The organism is Algoriphagus pacificus (assembly GCF_017254845.1).
GTDB lineage: Bacteria > Bacteroidota > Bacteroidia > Cytophagales > Cyclobacteriaceae > Algoriphagus > Algoriphagus pacificus.
On the sequence record NZ_JAFKCU010000005.1, the window covers coordinates 110,437 to 132,002 of the forward strand.

15 protein-coding genes are annotated in these 21,566 nt (G+C 38.8%); 9 read left to right on the forward strand and 6 right to left on the reverse strand.

Features of this window, described 5'->3' with window-relative positions; all coding sequences use genetic code 11:
• Nucleotides 1–195: 195 nt before the first annotated feature.
• Nucleotides 196–2,559 (reverse strand): ABC transporter permease, encoded by a 2,364-nt coding sequence (locus J0A69_RS18045; RefSeq protein ID WP_206588022.1) that lies wholly within the window; start codon nucleotides 2,557–2,559, stop codon nucleotides 196–198.
• A gap of 121 nt (nucleotides 2,560–2,680) precedes the next feature.
• Here J0A69_RS18045 and J0A69_RS18050 point away from each other — a divergent pair, with 121 nt between their 5' ends.
• Nucleotides 2,681–2,845, forward strand: a complete 165-nt coding sequence (locus J0A69_RS18050; RefSeq protein WP_206588023.1) for a hypothetical protein — start codon at nucleotides 2,681–2,683, stop codon at nucleotides 2,843–2,845.
• Nucleotides 2,846–2,893: 48 nt separating this feature from the next.
• Here the strand turns inward: J0A69_RS18050 and J0A69_RS18055 are convergent, their stop codons facing one another.
• A complete protein-coding gene (locus J0A69_RS18055; protein WP_206588024.1) occupies nucleotides 2,894–3,079 on the reverse strand; it encodes a hypothetical protein in 186 nt (61 codons plus the stop codon).
• 327 nt (nucleotides 3,080–3,406) lie between these two features.
• On the opposite strand from J0A69_RS18055, the gene J0A69_RS18060 reads away from it, so the two are divergent.
• The 4 genes from J0A69_RS18060 (at nucleotide 3,407) to J0A69_RS18075 (ending at nucleotide 7,984) form a co-directional block, all read left to right on the forward strand.
• Entirely contained in the window at nucleotides 3,407–5,320 is a 1,914-nt protein-coding gene (locus J0A69_RS18060; protein ID WP_206588025.1) for an ATP-binding protein, read from the forward strand.
• 164 nt (nucleotides 5,321–5,484) lie between these two features.
• The gene (locus J0A69_RS18065) at nucleotides 5,485–5,961 is read left to right on the forward strand and encodes an SRPBCC family protein (RefSeq protein WP_206588026.1); all 477 of its coding nucleotides are present in this window, start codon (nucleotides 5,485–5,487) and stop codon (nucleotides 5,959–5,961) included.
• A gap of 210 nt (nucleotides 5,962–6,171) precedes the next feature.
• Nucleotides 6,172–7,185, forward strand: a complete 1,014-nt coding sequence (locus J0A69_RS18070) for a tetratricopeptide repeat protein (protein WP_206588027.1) — start codon at nucleotides 6,172–6,174, stop codon at nucleotides 7,183–7,185.
• A 61-nt stretch (nucleotides 7,186–7,246) separates the two neighbouring features.
• Complete coding sequence (locus J0A69_RS18075) at nucleotides 7,247–7,984, forward strand: hypothetical protein (protein ID WP_206588028.1); 738 nt, start codon at nucleotides 7,247–7,249, stop codon at nucleotides 7,982–7,984.
• 308 nt (nucleotides 7,985–8,292) lie between these two features.
• Here the strand turns inward: J0A69_RS18075 and J0A69_RS18080 are convergent, their stop codons facing one another.
• From J0A69_RS18080 to J0A69_RS18090, 3 genes are all read right to left on the reverse strand, one after another.
• The gene (locus tag J0A69_RS18080; RefSeq protein WP_206588029.1) at nucleotides 8,293–8,778 is read right to left on the reverse strand and encodes a transposase; all 486 of its coding nucleotides are present in this window, start codon (nucleotides 8,776–8,778) and stop codon (nucleotides 8,293–8,295) included.
• Nucleotides 8,779–8,890: 112 nt separating this feature from the next.
• The gene (locus J0A69_RS18085) at nucleotides 8,891–10,066 is read right to left on the reverse strand and encodes a hypothetical protein (RefSeq protein WP_206588030.1); all 1,176 of its coding nucleotides are present in this window, start codon (nucleotides 10,064–10,066) and stop codon (nucleotides 8,891–8,893) included.
• Nucleotides 10,067–10,295: 229 nt separating this feature from the next.
• Nucleotides 10,296–12,692 (reverse strand): ABC transporter permease, encoded by a 2,397-nt coding sequence (locus tag J0A69_RS18090; RefSeq protein ID WP_236032994.1) that lies wholly within the window; start codon nucleotides 12,690–12,692, stop codon nucleotides 10,296–10,298.
• A 494-nt stretch (nucleotides 12,693–13,186) separates the two neighbouring features.
• Between J0A69_RS18090 and J0A69_RS18095 the strand changes: the two genes are divergently transcribed.
• The 4 genes from J0A69_RS18095 (at nucleotide 13,187) to J0A69_RS18110 (ending at nucleotide 18,739) form a co-directional block, all read left to right on the forward strand.
• Nucleotides 13,187–14,656 carry a M43 family zinc metalloprotease gene (locus J0A69_RS18095; RefSeq protein ID WP_206588032.1) on the forward strand — a complete coding sequence of 490 codons (1,470 nt, stop codon included), beginning with the start codon at nucleotides 13,187–13,189 and terminating at the stop codon, nucleotides 14,654–14,656.
• A gap of 231 nt (nucleotides 14,657–14,887) precedes the next feature.
• On the forward strand, nucleotides 14,888–15,307 hold the full coding sequence (locus J0A69_RS18100) for a helix-turn-helix domain-containing protein (protein ID WP_206588033.1): 420 nt from the start codon (nucleotides 14,888–14,890) through the stop codon (nucleotides 15,305–15,307).
• A 293-nt stretch (nucleotides 15,308–15,600) separates the two neighbouring features.
• A complete protein-coding gene (locus J0A69_RS18105; protein ID WP_206588034.1) occupies nucleotides 15,601–16,047 on the forward strand; it encodes a DUF6266 family protein in 447 nt (148 codons plus the stop codon).
• A 652-nt stretch (nucleotides 16,048–16,699) separates the two neighbouring features.
• Nucleotides 16,700–18,739, forward strand: a complete 2,040-nt coding sequence (locus J0A69_RS18110) for a glycoside hydrolase family 3 protein (protein ID WP_206588035.1) — start codon at nucleotides 16,700–16,702, stop codon at nucleotides 18,737–18,739.
• A 328-nt stretch (nucleotides 18,740–19,067) separates the two neighbouring features.
• Here the strand turns inward: J0A69_RS18110 and J0A69_RS18115 are convergent, their stop codons facing one another.
• Nucleotides 19,068–21,521 carry an ABC transporter permease gene (locus tag J0A69_RS18115; protein WP_206588036.1) on the reverse strand — a complete coding sequence of 818 codons (2,454 nt, stop codon included), beginning with the start codon at nucleotides 21,519–21,521 and terminating at the stop codon, nucleotides 19,068–19,070.
• Between the last annotated feature and the right edge of the window lie 45 nt (nucleotides 21,522–21,566).

Here is a 21,566-nt window from a genome sequence, read left to right on the forward strand (position 1 = left end):
CGACGTGGCAATCTAGAAATTATTAACCTTAACGAGATTGCTTCGCTCCTTCGTCACTCGCCCGCCTCCCGGAGGGCAGGCAATGACGGTACAAAATAGATACTTGTCAGTCCGAGCGGAGTCGAGGACCCTTCGACTCCGCTCAGGGCGGCAATTACCTACATCATAAATCTAATATCTTAAATCCTACCCCCCCTATTCGCTTTTAATCGCCTTCACAGGATTCGAATGGGCAGCTTTTAGGGATTGGAAAGTCACCGTGATCAGCGCAACTCCCATAATCGTAATTGCTGCCAAAGGTATAAACCACCATTCGAAGTTGATCTTGTACTGGTAGCCATCTAGCCAGTCTTGCATCAGCCAGAAGGCAACTCCCGAACCGATCAAAATAGATAGGAAAACAATCAGGATAAACTCTCGATTGATCACCTGAAGGATAGAAAAAGTAGAAGCTCCCAAGACTTTGCGGATGCCGATTTCCTTGGTCTTTTGCTCGGCGATATGTGCCGATAATCCCAAGAGTCCCAAACAGGAAATAATGATCGTCAGAATGCTGAAATATTGCGCCAGATCCCGCAATCTCACATCTTCCTGATACAAGCGGGCATAGTTTTCATCCATAAAGCTATACTCGAAAGGAAACTCTGGATTCAAGTTTGCAGCTGTCTTTTCCATAAAAGCAATCGTCTCCTGAATATTCTCTGTATTGACTTTCACATAGCCTTGCCAGGTATTTCCAGGATCAAGAATCAAGATAGCAGGAGCCACATTTTGACGGAAGCTTTCGAAATGAAAATCCTTCACCACTCCCGTAATCGCACGTTCACCTTCCCACATTCTGAAAAACTCCGAACCTTCATGGTCCTTTTGCATCAGGTCGTATGCTGTCTGATTTAAAATTGCACCTGCAGTGGAATCTGCGCCATTCAATCGGTCAAAATCCCTTCCCTTCACCAATTCCAAACCTGCTGTTTTCAAGAAATCATAATCCACACGGATGATTTCAAAAAGCGCTGCATTTTCCGGGTCTTTTCCTTCCCAGGAAACCCCACCCGTATTGGAGTTTCTGCCGAGGAAGCCAAAGGAAGAGCGACTCACCGACTCAATATTTTCATTTTTCTCCAATTCGGTTTTGAACACATCAAAGCTTTCCAGCGTCTTTCCTTCCAATGGAATCTGGATCAGTTGATCTTTAGAATAACCCAAATCCTGATTCATAGCATAATTGATCTGCTGATATACCACCAGAGTAGAAACAATCAGTATTGTGGCGAGAATAAACTGAAATAAAACCAGACCTTTTCGGGCCATAACCACGCCCTTGCCGGATTTGGTGAAGGAACGGAAGACCGAAACAACTTTGGTAGCGGAAAGATAAAATGCCGGATAACTGCCTGCCACGATCCCAGTGAAAAGGATAATCGCCATCAGCTGCAACCAGAAAAACAAGGATCCATAAGGAACAGACATGACTTTGCCGGTCAGGCTATTGAAAATCGGCAGGGAAGCCTGTACCAAAAGCACTGCAAGAATCCCGGAAAAGAAGGTGATCAGCAAAGACTCACTCAGAAACTGGTAGACCAAAGTCTGTTTGTTGGCGCCGGCAACTTTTCTCACACCCACCTCTTTGGCGCGCTTCTGAGACTTGGCCGTGCTCAGGTTCATAAAATTGATGCAGGCAATTATCAAAACGAACAATCCGATCATCGCAAAAAGCTTCACGTTTTTGATTCTACCTTCTACAGGCTGACCGCCTTTCCACTGCCCATGCAGGTACAAATCCGCCAAAGGATAAGCAAAAAGGCGAACATTGGAATCCTCATTTCGCTCTTTGATATAATTCTCTATTCCAGCTGAGAAAGCTGCTCCGTCCGCACCTTCCCGAAGTCGGATGATAGTGCGCGGACCATTACTTCCCCAATCTTGCAGCCATTCGTTTTCGGCAAAAAACTTTGAATAGGGAAGCAGAAAATCAAACTTAATAGAGGAACTGGCAGGAAAATCCTTCACCACTCCCTGCACAATAAAGTTTTCAGATTCCGTCCCTCCTTTGATCTCCACATCTTCGCCAACCACGTCTGTTCTACCGAAAAGCGAAATCGCCCCACTTTCAGACAAGACAACATGGTTATTGGCCGTCAACATGCTATTCAAATCCCCTTCGATAACACCGTAATCATAGATTTTCAAAAAGTCAGGCATAGCAAATAAACCTTCCAGTTTGATGCTCTTGTCCTTTTGCACAAAGAGAAATTTCTCCATCCAGGTATAGGTGGAGGCAAGTTCCACCTCAGCCAAGTTTTCCTTCATGCTTTCTGCCAACATGCCCGGAGTGGATGAAAAAGTGAAAATATCGGCACCGTAGCTTTGATGTTCCATCATCTGATAGACCCGCTCCACCTGAGGAACGTCCTTGTTGACGGAAAGCTCCGAATTGACCCAGAGACCGATCAGGATCGCGGCCCAAAGGCCAAGGGAAAGTCCGAAAAGATTGATAAAAAAAGTGAGTTTATGCTTGGCAAAACCCCGCATGGCAATTTTAAAATAGTTTTTGATCATGGCTAGCAGATTGGAATGTGGAATAAGGGATTTTAGATATCAGATTTTAGATTTTAGATTTTAGATTTTTCACTTCTCATTTCGTCCCTCGTAATTTATTGGTCCCTCGTACTTTTAAAAGATGCAGTTAACAGCCAAAGAGTTGCATGGGCTATGCCAAATGCCAAAAAAAGTGCTGATAGCCAGCAAAGGCATGATTGGTAGAAGGACTTTTGTCCGCCTTACTTCGATTTTGCTCGCTTGCGGACGAAGAAGACTTGGTCGATGGACTACGGTCGACATTTAATCGCCATTGCGAGGAGGCTTTTTAGCCGACGTGGCAATCTAGAAATAATTAGCACTTAACTTTTACGAGATTGCTTCGCTCCTTCGTCACTCGCCCGCCTCCCGGAGTGCAGGCAATGACGGTCCAAAAAGCTCCAAGCTTGAGGCTTTTTGGTTCGCGATTGCAGCAAATTGCTTCGATCGAGGACCTTTTCGCTGCATGCTTGAAGTATTTTGCTCCAAGTACCCACCTCATTGCTCCTCGTTTGCACCTTTTTGCTCCATGATTGCAGCTATTTGCTCCATGATTGCGCCTTTTTGCTGCACGTTTGGACCTTTTTGCTCCGTGCATGCACCTTTTTGCTCCGCGCTTGCACCTTTTTACCCCCCCCCTTGAGCTTCGAAAAGCAAAAGGAATATTTTAATCCTAAAGCTTACTATCACTAAAAACACTTGCAGAACTAAAATTATGGAGCTATTTTCAGCAGCTTTTTAGAGGAGATAAACGGCAATTTTTTGAGATATAAAAAGTCGAGAAGGAGCATCTATAAATAAGATGGGCGCCATGTAAAAATACCACAGAATGAAAGAAAAAAAATTTGTACAAGGGACATTATTCGAGGACGACTATTTAGTTCGGACGTTAGGAAGTCTAGGAACTCAACCTGATATTGCTTTGACGGAATTAGTTGCGAATGCATGGGACGCAGGAGCAACACAAGTGGATATTTTTATTCCTGAAGAAAAAGGTCAAAAACTGACAATACAAGATAATGGAACGGGACTGACTAAAGAAGAATTTTATAATCGATGGATGAAATTGAGCTACAACAGGCTCAAGCACCAAGGAAAAATGGTTGAATTTCCAAAAGGCATTGACTTAAAGAGATATGCTTACGGCCGCAACGGTGTTGGCAGACATGGTTTGTTATGCTTTAACAGTGAATATCAAGTTATCACTAACAAAAACGGAACTGAATCTACATTTACTCTTACAACCAAGAATGAAAATCAACCTTTCATTATAAAAGATGAGTCCTTTAATAAGTCTAAACAAATTGGCACCCGACTAGAGGTAATAGTTGAAAAAAATCTTCCTAATCCAACTACCATACTTGAAGTAATATCTGCAAGGTTTTTACATGATCCCAAATTTTTAGTTTCAATTAACAGGCAAACGATTCAATTGGAAGAACATAAAGGTTTATTAGAGTCCACTACTGTTAAAGTAGGCGACATAACACTTCAAGTAAATCTCATTGATTCTAAAAAATCTAGGAAATCTACGCTCTATCAAGGAATAGCAATTTGGCAAGGTGGAAGACTTGTAGGCGAACCCTCATGGATTCTTGGAAATATTATGGTTTTAGATGGTAGGTCAAAAGAGGCAAAAAGATATTCCGTAGTAGTTGAATCTACAGACCTCGCGGACTTCATTAAAGAAGATTGGACAGGTTTCAAGAAAGATGAGAGGCTTGATATAATTTACCAAGCAATAAATGAAGAAGTCCAAAATATATTCTCCATAATTGCCAAAGACAATATCGAGGAAACAACTAAGCACATTAGAGGTCAATTTAAGAAAGAATATAACGACTTAAGTCCTTTAGGTAAATATGAATTTAACGAAGCAATTCACCATATTTCAACTACAAATCCTACCGCACGAGACGAATCAATCTCATTGGCATTAGAAACAGTGATTAAGTTAGAAAAAACACGAAGTGGTAGTGAACTCCTTCAAAAACTTTCAAATCTATCCCATGAAGATATTGAAGGCTTAAACAAACTGTTAGATAATTGGAGCGTTAAAGATGCCCTGACAGTTCTTGATGAAATTGACAAGCGAATTTCAGTAATTGAAGCAATTAGAAAATTATCTTCTGATTCCAATGTTGATGAATTACACGTTTTGCACCCACTTATCGCAAATGCAAGATGGATTTTTGGTCCTGAATATGATTCTCCTGAATATTCGTCCAATAGCCAACTTCAAACAACAGTTGAGAAGGTATTTGGAAAAAAGATTGACAAAAACGTTTTCAACAACTATAAAAAACGTCCAGATATTGTGGTTATGGGAGATTCTACTTTTTCAATCACAGGGACAACAGATTTTGACCATGACAACGGCTTAAGTTCACTTAGAAAAATATTAATAATTGAACTAAAGCGTGGGGGGTTTAAAATCGGTAGAGATGAAAGAAATCAAGCAGTTGGCTACATTGAAGATTTTTCAAATTGCGGAACATTAATTGGTAATCCGTATATCAATGCTTTTGTAGTTGGAGAATCATATAGTGAAAAGGTTCAACCCTTTCAAACTATTGAAAATGATAATAAAGTCGAGATTGGTAAAGTACACATATGTTTATTCTCGCAAATAGTTGATTCGTCTGAAAAAAGACTATTTAATTTACGGGAACGACTAAATGAAAGGTATGCAGACATTGCAGGTATTGACCTCTTTCACCAACAGAAAAAATTAGCTATTTGAAAAAACACGAACGCCCTTCTAGATTTCTTCAGATTTTTCTTAATCAAAGATTGTAATTATAACTCTCCCCCCTCTAGGTGTAGTCAGAAAGTCAATGCACTGGGTGTAGTCTGCGACAATGGTCGGGAGTAAAACCCTCAAATACGATAAACTCAAAACTCCAGATGCCAAGCATTGGAATTACCACGGAAATAAAAGCAGATATCTCGGTAGTTTTTGATCTTTCGAGAAGTATTGACTTGCATAAAATATCCACAAGTCATACGAATGAAACGGCTATAGCCGGTAAGACAGAAGGGCTAATCGAATTAGGGGAATTCGTTACCTGGAAAGCAAAACATTTTGGAGTTTATCAAAAGTTAACCACTAGAATAACTGAATACGAACGACCCAGTTTCTTTGTAGATGAGATGGTTAGTGGAGCTTTTAAATCTTTCCGACATGAACACCATTTCAAGGAAACTACCACAGGTACAATGATGACAGATTACTTTCATTATGTTTCGCCATTTGGATGGATTGGAAGACTAGTGGATACTTTGTTTCTCAAAAAGTATATGACAAAGCTGCTTTTAAAAAGAAATGAAACTATTAAGAGCTTCGCGGAAAGTGATCGATATAAAGAATTGATCGGCTTTTGAAAGATCCTCTTCTAAGAACTGTCGAATTGTCCTTTGTTCTAACAATTGTCAAGTACACTATTCGAGAGTAGCCATGACTATTTTTCAATACCAACTGCTAGAATATACCCAATATAGGGTATTGTTCAAAAAGGATTTTTCCTTTTTATTTCGTCAAAAAGGAAATTAAAACATCCTTTCAAACACTTTCTCCCCCATGTAAATTCCTAGATGAACAAGACTAAATTATTACTTAGTATTTCTCTGATTTTTATCCTCAGTTCCACTTTTGCACAAAATGAAAAAGTCCAAAAACTTGTCTCGGAAGGCATAGAATTTCATGATCAGGGAAATTATAAAAAGGCTATTGAAACTTACAAGAAGGCCTTGAAGGTTGATGAAAATTCCAGTCTAGCGAATTACGAAATCGCTTTATCATACATTTCCACAAAGGATCTTAAGAATTCAATTGCTCATGCTAAAAAAGTAATTGAGCTTAATGAAAACCATTTAATAGAAGCATATGTCCTTTGGGGAAATGCGCTTGACATGGATGGCAAACCAGAAAAGGCAATAGAAGTCTATGAGGTTGCCATGAAAGAATTTGACAATCACCTAATAAATTATAATTACGCAGTAACCTGCACCAATGTAGGGGAAATTGATAAGGCTTATGATGCACTTCTGGATGGAATCAGTATTAACCCATCACATGGAAGTAGTCATATGCTTTTAAGTCAAATAATGACTATGAAAGGTTCTAGAATCAAAACCATTTTGCCATTGTATTTTTTCTTACTTCTAGAACCCGATTCCAATAGATCAAGAAGTGAATATCAAAAACTAAGAGATTTGCTAAGTCAGGGGATCTCCAAAAAATCAGAAAAAGATATTGACATCAATATTGCTTTTTCTGGAGGAGATGATTCTGATTTTGATGCAGCTGAACTAATGATCAGTCTTTCGGCTGTTTCAGGTACGCTTGAGGAAAACGAAGAAAAATCCGAATTAGAATTATTTAGTGAACAAAATGAATTGATTTTCAAAACTCTAGGCGAGCTAAAAAAAGAAAACACAGGATTGTTTTGGGAATTATATGTTGCCTTATTCAGTGATATGGCAAATGCAGGTTTTACCAAACCTTTCAGTTATTACATTTCCCAAACTAGTGGTCCAGAAGTACAAGATTGGCTAAACAACAACGAGGAGGAATTTCAAAAATTCTTGGATTGGATAAATAATTAATCTCTCTCTAGGTGTAGTTTTCCTACCCTATGGTCTGGTCCATTGTTAAAACATCGGCAGAATGATTTCTTTAGAATTATTCTGTCTGAACTTCAAAATAAATCACTTTACCTATCACAGAGAACAAATAAAAACTATGGGAATAGGAAGAAGACAATTCCTCAAATTATCAAGTCTTGCATTAACAGGTCTTACTGTTGACCCTTTAAATGCTGTTGCTATAAACGATAGGGTTTATGTAAATAAAAAACTGGGAATTCTATTCCATATACCAAAAGAATGGGGTTTCATAGCAGTTAAAGACTTTGGAAAAATTAAAAGTGATCAAATAATTGGAGAAGGGCTTGAAGATACCCAAGAAGAAATTTGGGAGGAATTAGGAGACCCAATTTGTATTGCTACAAAATATTATGAAGACAAACCCGAGCATACAGGTGTATTCTCTCCAACAATTACTTTAAACATTACGGCAAAAGAGGAACTCGATTATTTAGGACACGAATCTTTCGAAGAACTATTGGAAATGTCTGAACACGGGACTTCTATGATTTTAAAAGGCTTCAAGGTGATAAAAAAATATGAGCCTTATTATATAAGCAATTGTAAATTTTATGAGTTTGACGCTGAATACTTATTCGAGCATGTGGAAATAAATGGACCATTGAAAGTTGAGCTAAAAGTCTTGAAAACAGAACATAATGGATTCTATTACGACTTTAACTGTCACCAATCAAAAGCTCAAAATCAACTAGCGAACATAGAATTTGATGAATTTAAAAAATCAATAAAACTAATTTAAATAATACCTTTTCTAGGTGTAATCAAAAAGTTTTAGCACTAGGTGTTGCTATCCCTTCTAAGTGTAGTCAGAAAGTCAATGTACTGGGTGTAGTCCCCTCTAAGTGTAGTCAGAAAGTCAATTCACTGGGTGTAGTCTCCCTCTAAGTGTAGTCGGAAAGTCAATGCACTGGGTGTAGTTTGCCTGCCCTACAAGCTGGCCCAAGGCTAAAACAATTCACTGAATTGTTTTTTTTAACGCCTTGTCCTACCCAAATATCCATACCATATTGAACCGCTGTCTGTATTAAATTAATCCTAACGAACTATTTACCAATAATCCACCTCAATCAGACCTTTCAATCCTGAGTAATTTCTTGCGCTAGAATTCAAGTAATCTTCTGGTTTTTCAACAATTCCAGCTCGAACAGGATTGTCATGAATATACTTCATTCTAGACTCTATCATCTCAGTTCGATAGAGTTCAATTGCGTGATTTTCATGAGTCCAGAACTGTAAGTCACCAGCTCTTTTGTTAAATTTCGCATGGTATTCAAAGATCATTTGAAGCCATTCTTTCCTACTTTCTTGCGGGTTTTCAAGAATAATTTTCAATAATTTCTTACTTGTAAATTTCTTGAAGTCTCTTACCCATTCTGACAATTTTCCCTCCTTTTGCTGGACTACTAAATGGATATGGTTGCTAATGATAACATAACCATATGGGTACAACCCTTTTTCAATTCGAGAATAAGTCAAATTTTCCAAAATAAAATCACAATAGACTTTTCTTGAAAATACATCAGCCCAACCCACTACCTGAGATTAATCCAATTACAGTATTTGTAAGGTAGACGTTTTCAAGGTATTTGATATCTGTATTTAATGACTTAGACAAATTATCCAACTAAAGCATTGAAATATTCTATCATTCTATATTCAACTCAAACTTAAAAATCCTGAAATAATCCTGCTCTGATTCTGTATCAAAAGATTCCAGCATCCAAATCTCATTATCTCGGAGGACCATACTACCTGGAATAAATCCTTCCATAGGAAAGTGACTTAGAACCTTTCCTTTATTATTCAAAATTGCCACTTTATGAGGATATTTCTCATTCATTCTTTTTTGAAACAACATACTTTCCTCTCTTGATTTATTTTCAAATTGCTCTTGTGTATCGGTAAAATCAAATCCTGGGAAGTAGACGATTATAAAAAATTCTCCAATTTTCTTGATATTCAATATCCTTCCTGATGTTCTTCTCTGCCCAAAAAAACTGACATCTGAAGTGATTTTCTCTGCCCCTTTAAAGTAGTTGTATTCAGGCAATTCAAGATTGGTCTTTGAGATCAAAGAGTATGGAGGATGTTTATCATAAGAATATATAACCGGCTCCACTCCAAATACAACATATACAAAGTTGTCCGCAATTGTAAATGCAGGGTCCCAAGCATTATTGAAAAAAAAATTGTCTCCACGGAAAATACTAGAGTTTGGGAAACTGATAAATGGCTCCTTTTCCCCTGTTGACTGATCTAGCCATGTTAAAATTTTCAGTTCTTCATAAAACTTTCTTTCGTTTTTACTATAGTCTGGTATTTCTATATTTACATATAAAAGACGGTTTCCTGATTTTTCCATTCCACCCCCAAGCCCGATTCGATTAAATCCAAAATAGTCGAAATCCGGATGTTTTACTCTAGATAGTAACTCTCCATTAAAATCATAAGTTAAAAAACCTCTTGAACCATAAGCGATAAATGAATTGCTATTATCGATTAAAAGTGGGGCAATTAGGTTTCCATAGGAATCAGGAACATCCCCCCATTTTGAGAAGGTATTACGAATAGTTCCATCAAAATCTGCCAGAATTATTTCTTGGGATGATAGCATGTGCTCCATGAACAAAACTGTTCTTGAAGATGGATCTATATCATGTACAGTTGGATTACCTAAATAGGGAATTTTAATACTATCAAGCTTTTCTAAGGAATATACTTTTTCACCAGTACTGATTTCAGTTTTTTGAAACTTATCTTTATCAGGCTTGCAGCCTGACATTAATAAATAAATAAAAATAAATGATAGAAAATACTTCATACTTTTTCGTTGGTTAAGCAATGTGCTAAATCCCCCCCTACGTGTAGTCAGAAAGTCAATGCACTGGGTGTAGTCCCCGAATCTGATATGCTTCACCCATGAAATGAAAATAAACCGAAACACCCGAATTACAAATTCTTTGAAATATAAAGGTGTAGTTGCAAACTACACCTAGTCCCCAAAATATTCCCAGTCATAGTGAAGTAAGTAGCAACCTATCTATTTCAACCTATTCATTTTTCAGATAATCCACCGGATTAGAGGCTGCTGTTTTGAAACTCTGGTAACTTACCGTCAGCCAGGCAATCAGGATAGAAATCATTCCTGCTATCAGAATAAGTCCTAGATCTATCTCTGTTCGGTAGGCAAAGTTTTGAAGCCAATATTTTTCCAAGAAGAAATAGCTTAGTGGTCCCGCCAGAATGAAGGCGATGATGACCAAAAGGGTGAAATCCTTACTCAAAATCGTCACCAAGCTAGCCATGGAAGCGCCTAGTGCCTTTCGAATACTAATTTCTTTGGATCTTTGCTCGGTCGTATAGGCAGCTAATCCAAATAAGCCCAAGCAGGCAATCCCAATTGCCAAGACAGTGAAAATAAGAATGATATTTCCCATCTTCTGTTCTTTTTGGAAAAGGAGATTGAAGTCAGCATCCAAAAACGAATACTCAAATGGGGCCCCGTCTGCATGCTTATTCCAGGTCTGTTCGAGAACATCCAATTTATCGGAAATTTGACCAGGATTGATTCTGATAGCTATTTCATTGAAATCATTTTTCACCCCTTTCATCATTACCAAGGGCCGGACATTTTGCCGTAGGCTCTCGTAATTGTAATCTTCCAATATCCCAATCACCTTTCTGTAAGTAATTGATCCATCATCATCCCAAAAACCGCCCACTGCTTGATTTCCATCAAGTTCCGTCCATCCCATTTGGGCAAATGCTGCTTCATTCACTAAAACTGCCCCAGTGTCTGAAGGAATATCCTTTGAAAAGAACCTTCCGCCAACCAATTTCAAACCCATGGTTTCCAAGAAATTTTCATCCACCACATTGATATTGCAAAGGATATCCTGTTGATTGTCCTTTGTTCTCATCACTGAGCTCCAGTCGATTCTCGGAGGAAGAGAATTGGCAAAACTCGCATTGGAGAAACCTGTCTGACTGATTAAATCCTGTTTGAAAGCTTCCTGATTATTTCCCAATGCCCGAATGTGTAAAAGGGATATAACATTCTCCTTGTCAAAACCCAGATTCTTTTCCTGCATATAACCCAGCTGCTTGTAAACCACCATGCTGCTAATGATCAGAACCGTGGAAATAAAGAACTGAAATACCACCAGACCGCTACGAAGGTGAGACCTTTTCACGCCTGACCTGATTTTTCCTTTAAGCACCGATGCAGGGGAAAAAGAGGTGAGGAAAAAAGCGGGATAAGAGCCTGCAACCAAACCTATCAAAAGAATAAAGGTCAAAAATCCGAAAACAAATTGGGGCTGGATTAGAAAGCTCAGTCCAATATCTTTCCCGGAAATTGCATTAAACGGCTGAAGAAGAATCAAAATGATTCCAAGAGCAATCAGCCCCGCAAAGACACTGTTTAATATCGACTCTGTTAAAAATTGGGTGATCAAGCGACTTTTGTAGGCACCTATGGATTTTCTCACCCCTACTTCTTTGGCTCGATTGGCAGATCGGGCTGTGGACAAATTCATAAAGTTGATACAGGCGATAAGCAAAATAAAAACAGCAATCCCTCCAAATAAATACAGGTATTGCATGTTTCCTGAAGCTTTGATTTCGTCATCGGTATCTGACTTGAGATAAATATCGGGAAGTGCCATGGTATGAATTCCATAGGCATTGCCCTGCTCTTTGAAAGCATCTAAAGAAATTCCAAGAAATTTCTGGATCTCATCTCCAACATATTTAACCACAAAACCATTGAGGGCAACGTCAATATCTGCCGGATTGGCTCCTTCCACAAGTTTATAATAAGTGTAGATGTTGTTACTAGTCCAGTTTTCCTGATCAAAAAACCACCAATTTTCTCCTGAAATTACCGCATCAAAATCCAAGTGTGAATTTGCCGGCACATCAGATACCAAACCTGTTACTTCCAAGGGCTTCTTTTCAGAACCACTGAAAATCGTTTTTCCAATGGGATCTTCCTCACCAAAATATTTCTCAGCAACGGTTTGAGTCAGAACAATTTTATCTGGTCCTGAAAGAGCGGTTTCAGGATTTCCTTTGATCAATTGAAATCCGAAAAAACTGAGAAAATTAGGGTCAGCAGCCAAGACAATTGGTTCGGTAAAAGCCTTATCCTCCACTCGAAGGGGAAAAGTCCGCATCATCCCAAAACGTACAGTTTCCTCCACTTGCGCAATTTCGTTTTCCATTGCAGGTCCCATAGGGGTGGCTGAGGTTGCGGAAGTAAACTCATTGCCATTCATTTTCCCGCTGACATTGGCTCGGTAAATCCTATCCGCATCGGGAATAAACTTTTCATAACTGAGTTCATCCAAGATAAAAAGGCAAATCAAAATACTTGCTGCCATCCCCAAACTTAGGCCGATAATATTGATGGCGGAATAGATCTTATTGCGCTTCAAATTGCGCATGGCGATTTTGAGATAATTTTCCCACATACTAGTTGGTGTTTAGTTGGTTTAGTTTCTGTAAAAAGTTGGTTTAGCTTTCACTAAATCAGATGCAGTTAGCCGCCAAAGAGTTGCATGGACTATGTCAAAAACCATAAAAAATTTGCCGATCGGCTAAAAAGGCTTTCTTAGAGAAGGGTATTTGTCTGACTTGCAGATCTAAAAAATGGGAAATAAATAGATCAGACTGCATTAGTTGAAGTCTTGTAAAATTTCCTTTTTTCAAAGGTACGTATAGAAGGGAACTAGAGCGAGATGGAGTTGTCCAGGCTCGTGTCTCCACAAGCCAATAATTCCTTCTGTTCGTGAAGACACGAACTTGGGCGAAAAAATCACATACCTAATATCATAAATCTTATATCTTATATCACAATTCCCAACTTCCACTGTTGCAACTTGATCGGGATCTGCGTTTAGTTTTAGATTAACAACTACTTGTACTTTTTACCCTTTCTATGACAAACTTTAAACTGCCTTCCCAACTCGCTTTATTTTTTATGTTTTGCTTTGCTCTATTTGGTTGTTCCAATTTAGAGGATGAAAAACTGGAGGCTTTTAACAGTCAAGTTGCCGGGATAAAAATTACCGCCTATGACTCGATATTCTCAACAACTATCAAGGAACAAACCTTAAAAATTTTTCCTCAGTTCTTGAATGGAGCTGATGAAGAGGTTTTTTTAGAAGAACTCCCCAAACAGGTAATTTACATCAATGATAAAGTCAGCAAAGACTTGGTCATAGACACCAGTGAAGAAGCTGAATATTCGGTTTTTATGAAGGTAGGAAGCGTTAAAAGCAATACCCTTCGGATAAAAGTCATGGATGTGAATACCCGAACCTATATTTCAAGAATAGCAATCTCACCGGGAGATTCTACTTTCTCGCCTTATGCTATTTCCGGTATTTCCAGAATTGATTTGAAGCCAAGGATCTATAATTACAAGGAAAGAGAATTCGAGACAGACTTTTATCCAAATTATTCTGTTTGGTTTGATGGGGTAGAATATCCGAACCCAACAAACATCCTGGTGAACCGGACAGGAAATATTCCTTATTATGTTGTTTCGGGAGATAAGAAATCTGAGGTGCAATATATTATTTCAAGAGAAAAGCCTGATTTGTCACCTGTCTATAGCCTACCAATTATTTTTCATTTAGTAAAGGGACCAGGAAGCAGAGAAGCTTATTCAGAAGAAATTCCTGGGATTCTTGAAAAGGCAAATGAACAATTTAGAAATGAACCAAGTACTTTCAGACAAAGCCATAATTCATTCGATTCCGGAATTCAATTTACTTTGGCACTCACTGATACGCTTGGCAATTTATTAAACGAACCTGGGATTCATCGGATAAACACTGATATAGACAAATTCCCCTATAATTCTAATCTAACCAATGAATTCATTTTTGAACATCTTTGGGATCCAGAAAAGTACATTAATGTTTTCATCTTGGAACTGACTGGAGCAGGAGGTTTTGCCAATTTTCCCAGAGAATATCCAGCCGATCAAATCCCTCCTCTAAACTTTAATTATGCAGTTGCAGTTGGTATGTCTTCCTACCGAAACTCTACCACTTTAACCCATGAATTGGGTCATTTATTTGGTCTCCCCCACATATTTCATAACAATGAATACGACCCTTGTAAAGATGGGGATGGAATACCTGACACTGAGTCTTACCTGAAAAAGGGCGATATCTTGGCTTCCAAACAAGACATTTATTGCAACGATATTCCATTCTACTCCACTAATTATATGGACTATATCGGGGCCAAGAATAGCTTCACTCTCGACCAAGTGATAAAAATGAGAGAAGTGGTATCAAAAAATATTTATTTGCCAGCCATAGATTCCAAGGGAAGAATAGACCAAGGCTCATTTGTAAAAGGAACCCTGGATTTGAGTATTAAAGCAGTTCAATAAGAGATATTAGATACTCTTGAATTGTATAAAAGATGGTATAGAATCTAAACTCCTGAATTTACAGACATAGGATGTCTACATTTTGTAGGGTTGGAATAAAATATCCTTATAAAACAACTATTTTACCTTGGAATTAACTTTGCATTTCCAGCGTCAAATCCAGAAAAGGTTTAAATTTGATCTACTACAGAATTAAGTCTTAAGCCACAAACCGGAAAAATATCCTAAACCATGAACGACTCTCCATCCAATAAAATCCATCAAGGTAGAAACGTCAAACGCTTCAGGGAAATGCTAGGCATCAAGCAGGAAGCCCTGGCTTATGAGCTAGGTGAGGACTGGAACCAGAAAAAGATTTCCCTGCTGGAACAAAAGGAAGAAATTGAAGCTAGTCTTTTAAGCCAGATTGCTGAGGCACTCAAACTTCCTGTTGAAGCATTTCAGAATTTTGATGAGGAACAAGCCGTGAATATTATTTCTAATACTTTTCAAGATTTCAAAGAGGGTGCTGTGGCTATTAATGTAAATCCAACTTTTCACCCAATAGATAAATTGATCCAGCTTCACGAAGAAAAAATTGCATTGTACGAGCGTATGCTCAAGGAGAAAGATGAGATGATGGCCAGGCTGGAGAAGTTGATCGGAAAGTAATGGCATCTTTTTAATTACCTTAAATCCCTCAAGGCCTTTCCTATCACTCTTCCTACCATCTTTGCTACATTTTCTCTCCCAATAAAAGCAGCTTACTAGCATCATCAGCATAGTATACTTTAGTGTAAAACCATTCTATGACCAATCCAAAAACAATCTGAAATCAATCCATAATTAATAAATTATTGGTTTGAAGATAATTGTAGAGTGATTTTAGATAAAAAACAAACTAATTTATTGTGTGATTATTCTTTTTTTAAACTAAATTCTACTGTAAATTAAACAGTAAGCAAATGGCAAGGATTACTAACTCAATTCTGGAGGGACTTTCAGGAAGCGTAGGAGATCTGACTTTTTACAAAATAGGAGGAAAAACCTATACGCGCAGGAAACCCGGAAAGCAAAGTAAAAGTACTAAAGCAAAAACTTCAGAAATAAAGCGCCGATCTCAATCTGTGAATACGCAGAGCGTAAGATTTCTGAAAAACATTACTCATATTTTAAAGTTCGGCTATCAAAACCATGAAAACGGTGCAAGGAGAGCTTATCATGCAGCAGTCTCCTATACCAATAAAAATTCTTTCAAGTTCGAAGGCAATTCAAAAATTCTGGATATCAGCCTTGTAAAAGTAAGTCTGGGCAATCTATTAGGTCCGCAAAATGCTAAAGCGGAACGGGTTACTGATGGAATAAAATTCACCTGGACAGATAATTCCGAACAGGCATCTGCAAAACCCTAGGACAATGCTTTTCTATTTTTACTATCTACAGAAAGCACAGGCTCAGAATGGGAGTTTTTAGGTAGCATCAGAAAATCCGAAAACCATTTAATGCCAATATCTCCAATACTTGCCGATATAAAATGGCATGCTTGGTTAGCCTTTAGCCAAGAAAACCCTTGGACAAAGAAAAGGGACTTATCTGATTCAGTGTATCTAGGTATTGTATAAGAAATCCATCTCCGACGATATGTTAGCTTAGGAGATTTAACCAAAAAAAACTCAAAGGTTGATTTCTAATTTCTGCCCAGCTTGTTTCCCCACGTGCCGATTTTATTTATTAGTTTGGTCGCTCAGGCTCGTGTCTTCACGAGCCATCAGAATAGTCAATTCGTGAAGACATGAATTAGGGCTTTAACGTTAGTGAATACAAGAACTTAGTAGGGGAATTATAACAAAACAAAAAATCCTTCTAGGTATTAATAACCTCGAAGGTTGAATTCTGCTTCGGCTTGTGTCTCCACAACCCGATTTTATTTTAAGCCCTATAGGAAAGGAACTTTTGGGAGAAAAATTTAACTTCTCATTTACTGCATCAGAAATCCCATCTGATTTTTTTTATATTGAGAAAGGTACCCAAATACCCTTTAGTCAATCAACCCAAAATAGTCCCATGAAAAATGCTTTTAAAGTAGTGCTATTAGCGCTATTACTCTCAGGCAATACTTTGGCACAAGGAACCTATAAATTCCAGCCTACCATTGAAGGTCGTGTCGTAGATATTCTACACGAAAATCAACTCACTTTTAAAGACCTGAACAAAAACAACAAATTAGATCCTTATGAAGATTGGCGTCAACCTGTGAACATCCGGATTACTGATTTACTAAATCAAATGACGCTGGAGGAAAAAGTGGGTATGATGCTAATCAATACGCTAAATGCTGGTGAACATGGAAAAATAACGGATCAGGCTGTAGACTTAATTGAAAATCAGAAAATGACCCGATTCATTTTCAGAAATACTATTAAAGACAATCCAGTCAATAATGGTCCGGGGAATGGTTTTGCAGGAGTACAAATCTCTCCTTTCGATGCCGCACAATTTATGAATGCTATTCAAGAGTTATCTGAGCGCACACGCTTGGGCATTCCGTCTATGTTTAAATCCAATTCCAGAAACCATATGGATTTTGACTCTAGAGCCGGAATTAACGTGGAGTCTGGTTCGTTTTCAGCCTGGCCTAAAGAAAGTGGTTTGGCAGCGACGAGAGATATGGAGCTAATTGCCGACTTCGCTAAAATAATGGCCGAAGAATGGAATGCTATTGGCCTGCGAGGCATGTATGGATATATGGCCGACTTGTCTACCGAACCGCGATGGTATCGCGTCCATGAGACTTTTACGGAAGACAGCGAGCTAGCATCTGATATCATCTCAGTATTGATAAAGAATCTTCAAGGAGAACAATTGAATTCAAAAAGCATTGCTTTAACTATCAAACATTTCCCTGGCGGCGGGCCACAGGAAGGAGGCGGAGATCCGCATTATGATTTTGGGAAAAACCAAGTCTATCCAGCCGGTCAATTCGATTACCACCTTGCTCCTTTTAAAGCTGCTGTGGATGCAGGGGCTTCATCCATCATGGCATATTATGGTATTCCAGTGGGCCAGCCTTATCTACCCAATACAGTTGGGATGGCCTTTTCCAAAGGGATTTTGACAGATTTATTACGAATTAAACTCGGCTTTAGCGGATATGTGAATTCGGATACTGGAATTATTGGTGACCGAGCTTGGGGATTGGAAGATAAGACTGTGGATGAACAAATTCTGATTGCAATAGAGGCTGGCACGGATATTCTTTCCGGTTTTAGCAATAACAAGCAAATCCTGGACTTAGTGAAATCCGGTAAACTCTCTGAAGACAGGGTCAATCTTTCGGTGACCAGATTATTGAAAGAGCAATTTGAATTAGGCTTATTCGAAAACCCATACGTTGATCCAAACAGAGCGGCTTATGTAGTGGGAAATCCTTCTTTCCAGAAAAAGGCTGATCTCGCACAAAGAAAATCAATTGTGCTTCTCCAAAATAAAATGACCCTTCCCCTGTCTCAACCCAAGGAACAGGATACGCTGAGAATCTTTACTATGGGAATGAATACGGCTTTGTTTAAAGATCGAGCATGGTCAAATTACATCTTCACGCCAGGCGATTACGACAAAGCAAAAAATGAAACATTACCAGCTATTTCACAAGAAACTGATATTGCTATTATCCGAATTCAGGTAACCACGAATGGTGGAAGTGAAAGAAGATTTGGGGGAGCTAGTCCTGATGAATTAAGTTTTCTATCCTTTTCAGAAATGGCAAAATCAAAGTCTTGGAAGATTTCACCTTCTTTGGAAGACATTCAGAAGATTATGGAAACTGTTGGCCCTGAGAAGACCATTTTATCCATTGACTTCCGCCAGCCATATGTATTGGATGAAGCAAGTGGCGTTCTCAATGCTGGGGGTATATTGGCTACTTTTGGAGTAAGTGATGCAGCCGTGATGGATATTATTATGGGAAAATTTAATCCAAGCGGAAAACTACCATTTGCCTTGGCAAAAACCAGTTCGGCAATTATAGAACAAGATCCTGATGCTCCTGGATATCCCGAAAAAGATACCTTATTCCCTTTTGGATTTGGGTTAACCTATAAATAAGAACTTGAATAGGTTGAGCAGTTAATTCCTCGAGAATTATGGGGATAAAAAGCATTAGAAAACAAAAAAACCTTCGAGGTATTAAAAACCTCGAAGGTTGATTTCTGCTTCGGCTTGTGTCTCCATGAGCCATAGGAATAGTCAGTTCGTGAAGACAGGAACTTCGGCAAGAGTCGAGATGGGTTACTTTTCAGACTTCTTCCTTTAGCTTTCTGACTTGAGATCCTTCGCTCCTACCTCTCTCGCCCGCCTCCCGGAGGGCAGGCAATAACGATTAAATCAGAAGGTCAGCTGAACCTAAATCCTACATCCAAAATCTTAAATCAAATTACTCGCTCTTTAATGAGTTTACCGGATTGGCAGTAGCAGCTTTGATGGATTGATAACTGGTGGTCAACAAAGCAATCACAATCGCAAACACTCCTGCCCCCAGGAATACCTGCCAGCCTAAATCCTGCTTGAACTGATAATCTTCCAGCCATTTTCTCATGGCGTACCAGGCCACTGGTGAAGCAATCAAGAAGGCTATCAAAACCAGTTTGGCAAACTCTTTCGACAGCAATACGATAATGCTTCCAATACTGGAACCCAGTACTTTTCGGATACCGATTTCCTTGGTTCGCTGCTCTGCAGTAAAGGCTGTCAAAGCAAACAAACCCAAACAAGCAATCACAATCGCAAAGCCGGCAAAGATGCCAAAGACCTTTCCAAGTCGGGTTTCAGCTGCATACATTTTCCCAAATCGATCATCCAGGAATGAGTAAGTAAAAGGCTGCCCGGGAGCAAATTCATTCCACTTTGCTTCCACAAATTCAATTACCTGATCTGTATTGTTGGCATTGAATCGGAAAGAGGCTATTCCTTGTGGTCTTTTATTCAAAAATATCATCACTGACCCGATATTTTCCTTCAGAGACTCGAAGTGGAAATTTTTCACAATTCCTACCACTGTCTTATTTTGAAGGTTACTCATATCCAGGTTTTCATTATCCCCAGCCATGGTATAGATTTTCTGTCCGATTGGATCTCCTTCAAAATTGAAGTTTTTCGCTGCCGTTTCATTGAGAATTACTGCGGAGGAATCAGATGGAAAATCCATAGAGAAATCTCTTCCTTCAGCAATCTCCATACCCAGAGTTTTCACATAATCGTAATCAACACGCCAGTTTTGAATGCTAACAAGGTTTTCAGTTTGCTTGGGATCTTTACCTTCTGCCCACCACGGGGTATCGCTCCGGTAAGTTCCAGCTACAGGTAAATAGCCAGAAATTGTCCCGGCTTCCATCATACTATTGGAAAGTACAGCAGCCTTAAAAGCTTCTGCCTGATCGCCTAGCGCATAGATATCATCTATTGTGATGATTTGATCTTTGTTAAAACCAATCTTCTTGTTTTGGATGTAATTCAACTGGTTGAATACCGCGATGGTTGCGATGATCAAAATGATGGAAATAGAAAACTGGAAAACCACTAAAGAGCTTCGAATCAATCCGCTTTTCATTCCAGAAGCCACTTTTCCCTTAAGAATACTTATTGGCTTAAAGCCTGAAAGGAAAAAGGATGGATAGGTTCCTGCCAATAATCCTGTACCAATGGCTCCCACAACCAAAATCCCGTAAAAAGTTATTTGAGAAAAAGGAATACTTAATGTTCTACCAGCCAAATCATTGAAAATCGGCAAAAGAAAAGCCACAATAGGAATCGCGATCAGGAAAGAAATTACGCTCAATAAGATAGACTCCATCAGGAACTGACGGATCAAGTGAGACCTGTAGGAACCCATTACTTTTCGGATCCCAACTTCCTTGGCTCGGTTAGAAGAACGTGCCGTGGATAAGTTCATAAAATTGATGCAGGCAATAACCAAAATGAATAATGCAATTGCCACAAAAAGGTAAACATAAGTGATGTTGAAATTCGGCTCAAATTCACCCATCAAATCACTTTTCAAGTGAATATCCAGCAGCGGTTGCAAAGCATATTCCATTTTACCCCCATCAGCAAGCATGGCATCCATGGTCGCACCTTCACCAAATATTTTACTTAATTCAGGCTCTATATTTTTTTTGACCAGAGACTTCATCTTTAGATCCAAATCTTCTGGATCCGAACCCTCTCTGAGTTTGAGATAAGTCTGAAAATTATTGCTCAGCCAAGATGTGGTTTGAGCTTCTTCCAAGCCTTCCATGGAAAGCAAAAAATCGAAATGGAAATGAGTGTTTTTTGGGATATCCTCATAGATTCCTGTAATTCTGAAATCGTATTCATTGTCCAAAATCAATGATTTACCCAAGGCACTTTCTCCCGGAAAATATTTCTCTGCGGTACTTTTACTGATGGCCATTGTATTTGGTTCTGCCAAAACCCCGTCAGGACTTCCTTCCAAAAGAGGTGTTCCAAAGACGTTAAAAAAGTCCTTACTAGCCCAAATCACATTGTTTTCCTTAATATTTTGGTCTACGTTCTTGACCAAGTAAGAGCCACGCTGTCTGAAGTTTACTGCGTATTCCACTTCGGGAAATTCCGCTGGAAGTGCTTCCGCCATTGGAGCGGGAGCCTGAATCATATTCCAGTGATTCCCACCAAAAATAATATCCGCATGAATTCTGTAAATCTGATTCGCATCTTTGAAATGCTTGTCGTAGGAGAGTTCGTTGATCACAAAAAGTGAGATGATCAGGCAGACTGCCACTCCAACCGATAAACCCAGGATATTGATAAATGTGTAGAACTTATGCTTCTTTAAGTTCCTCAGTGCGATTTTGAAATAATTCTCAAACATAATTGTGCTGGATAAGGTTGGTCAAAATTCTGGAACGCAGGGTCT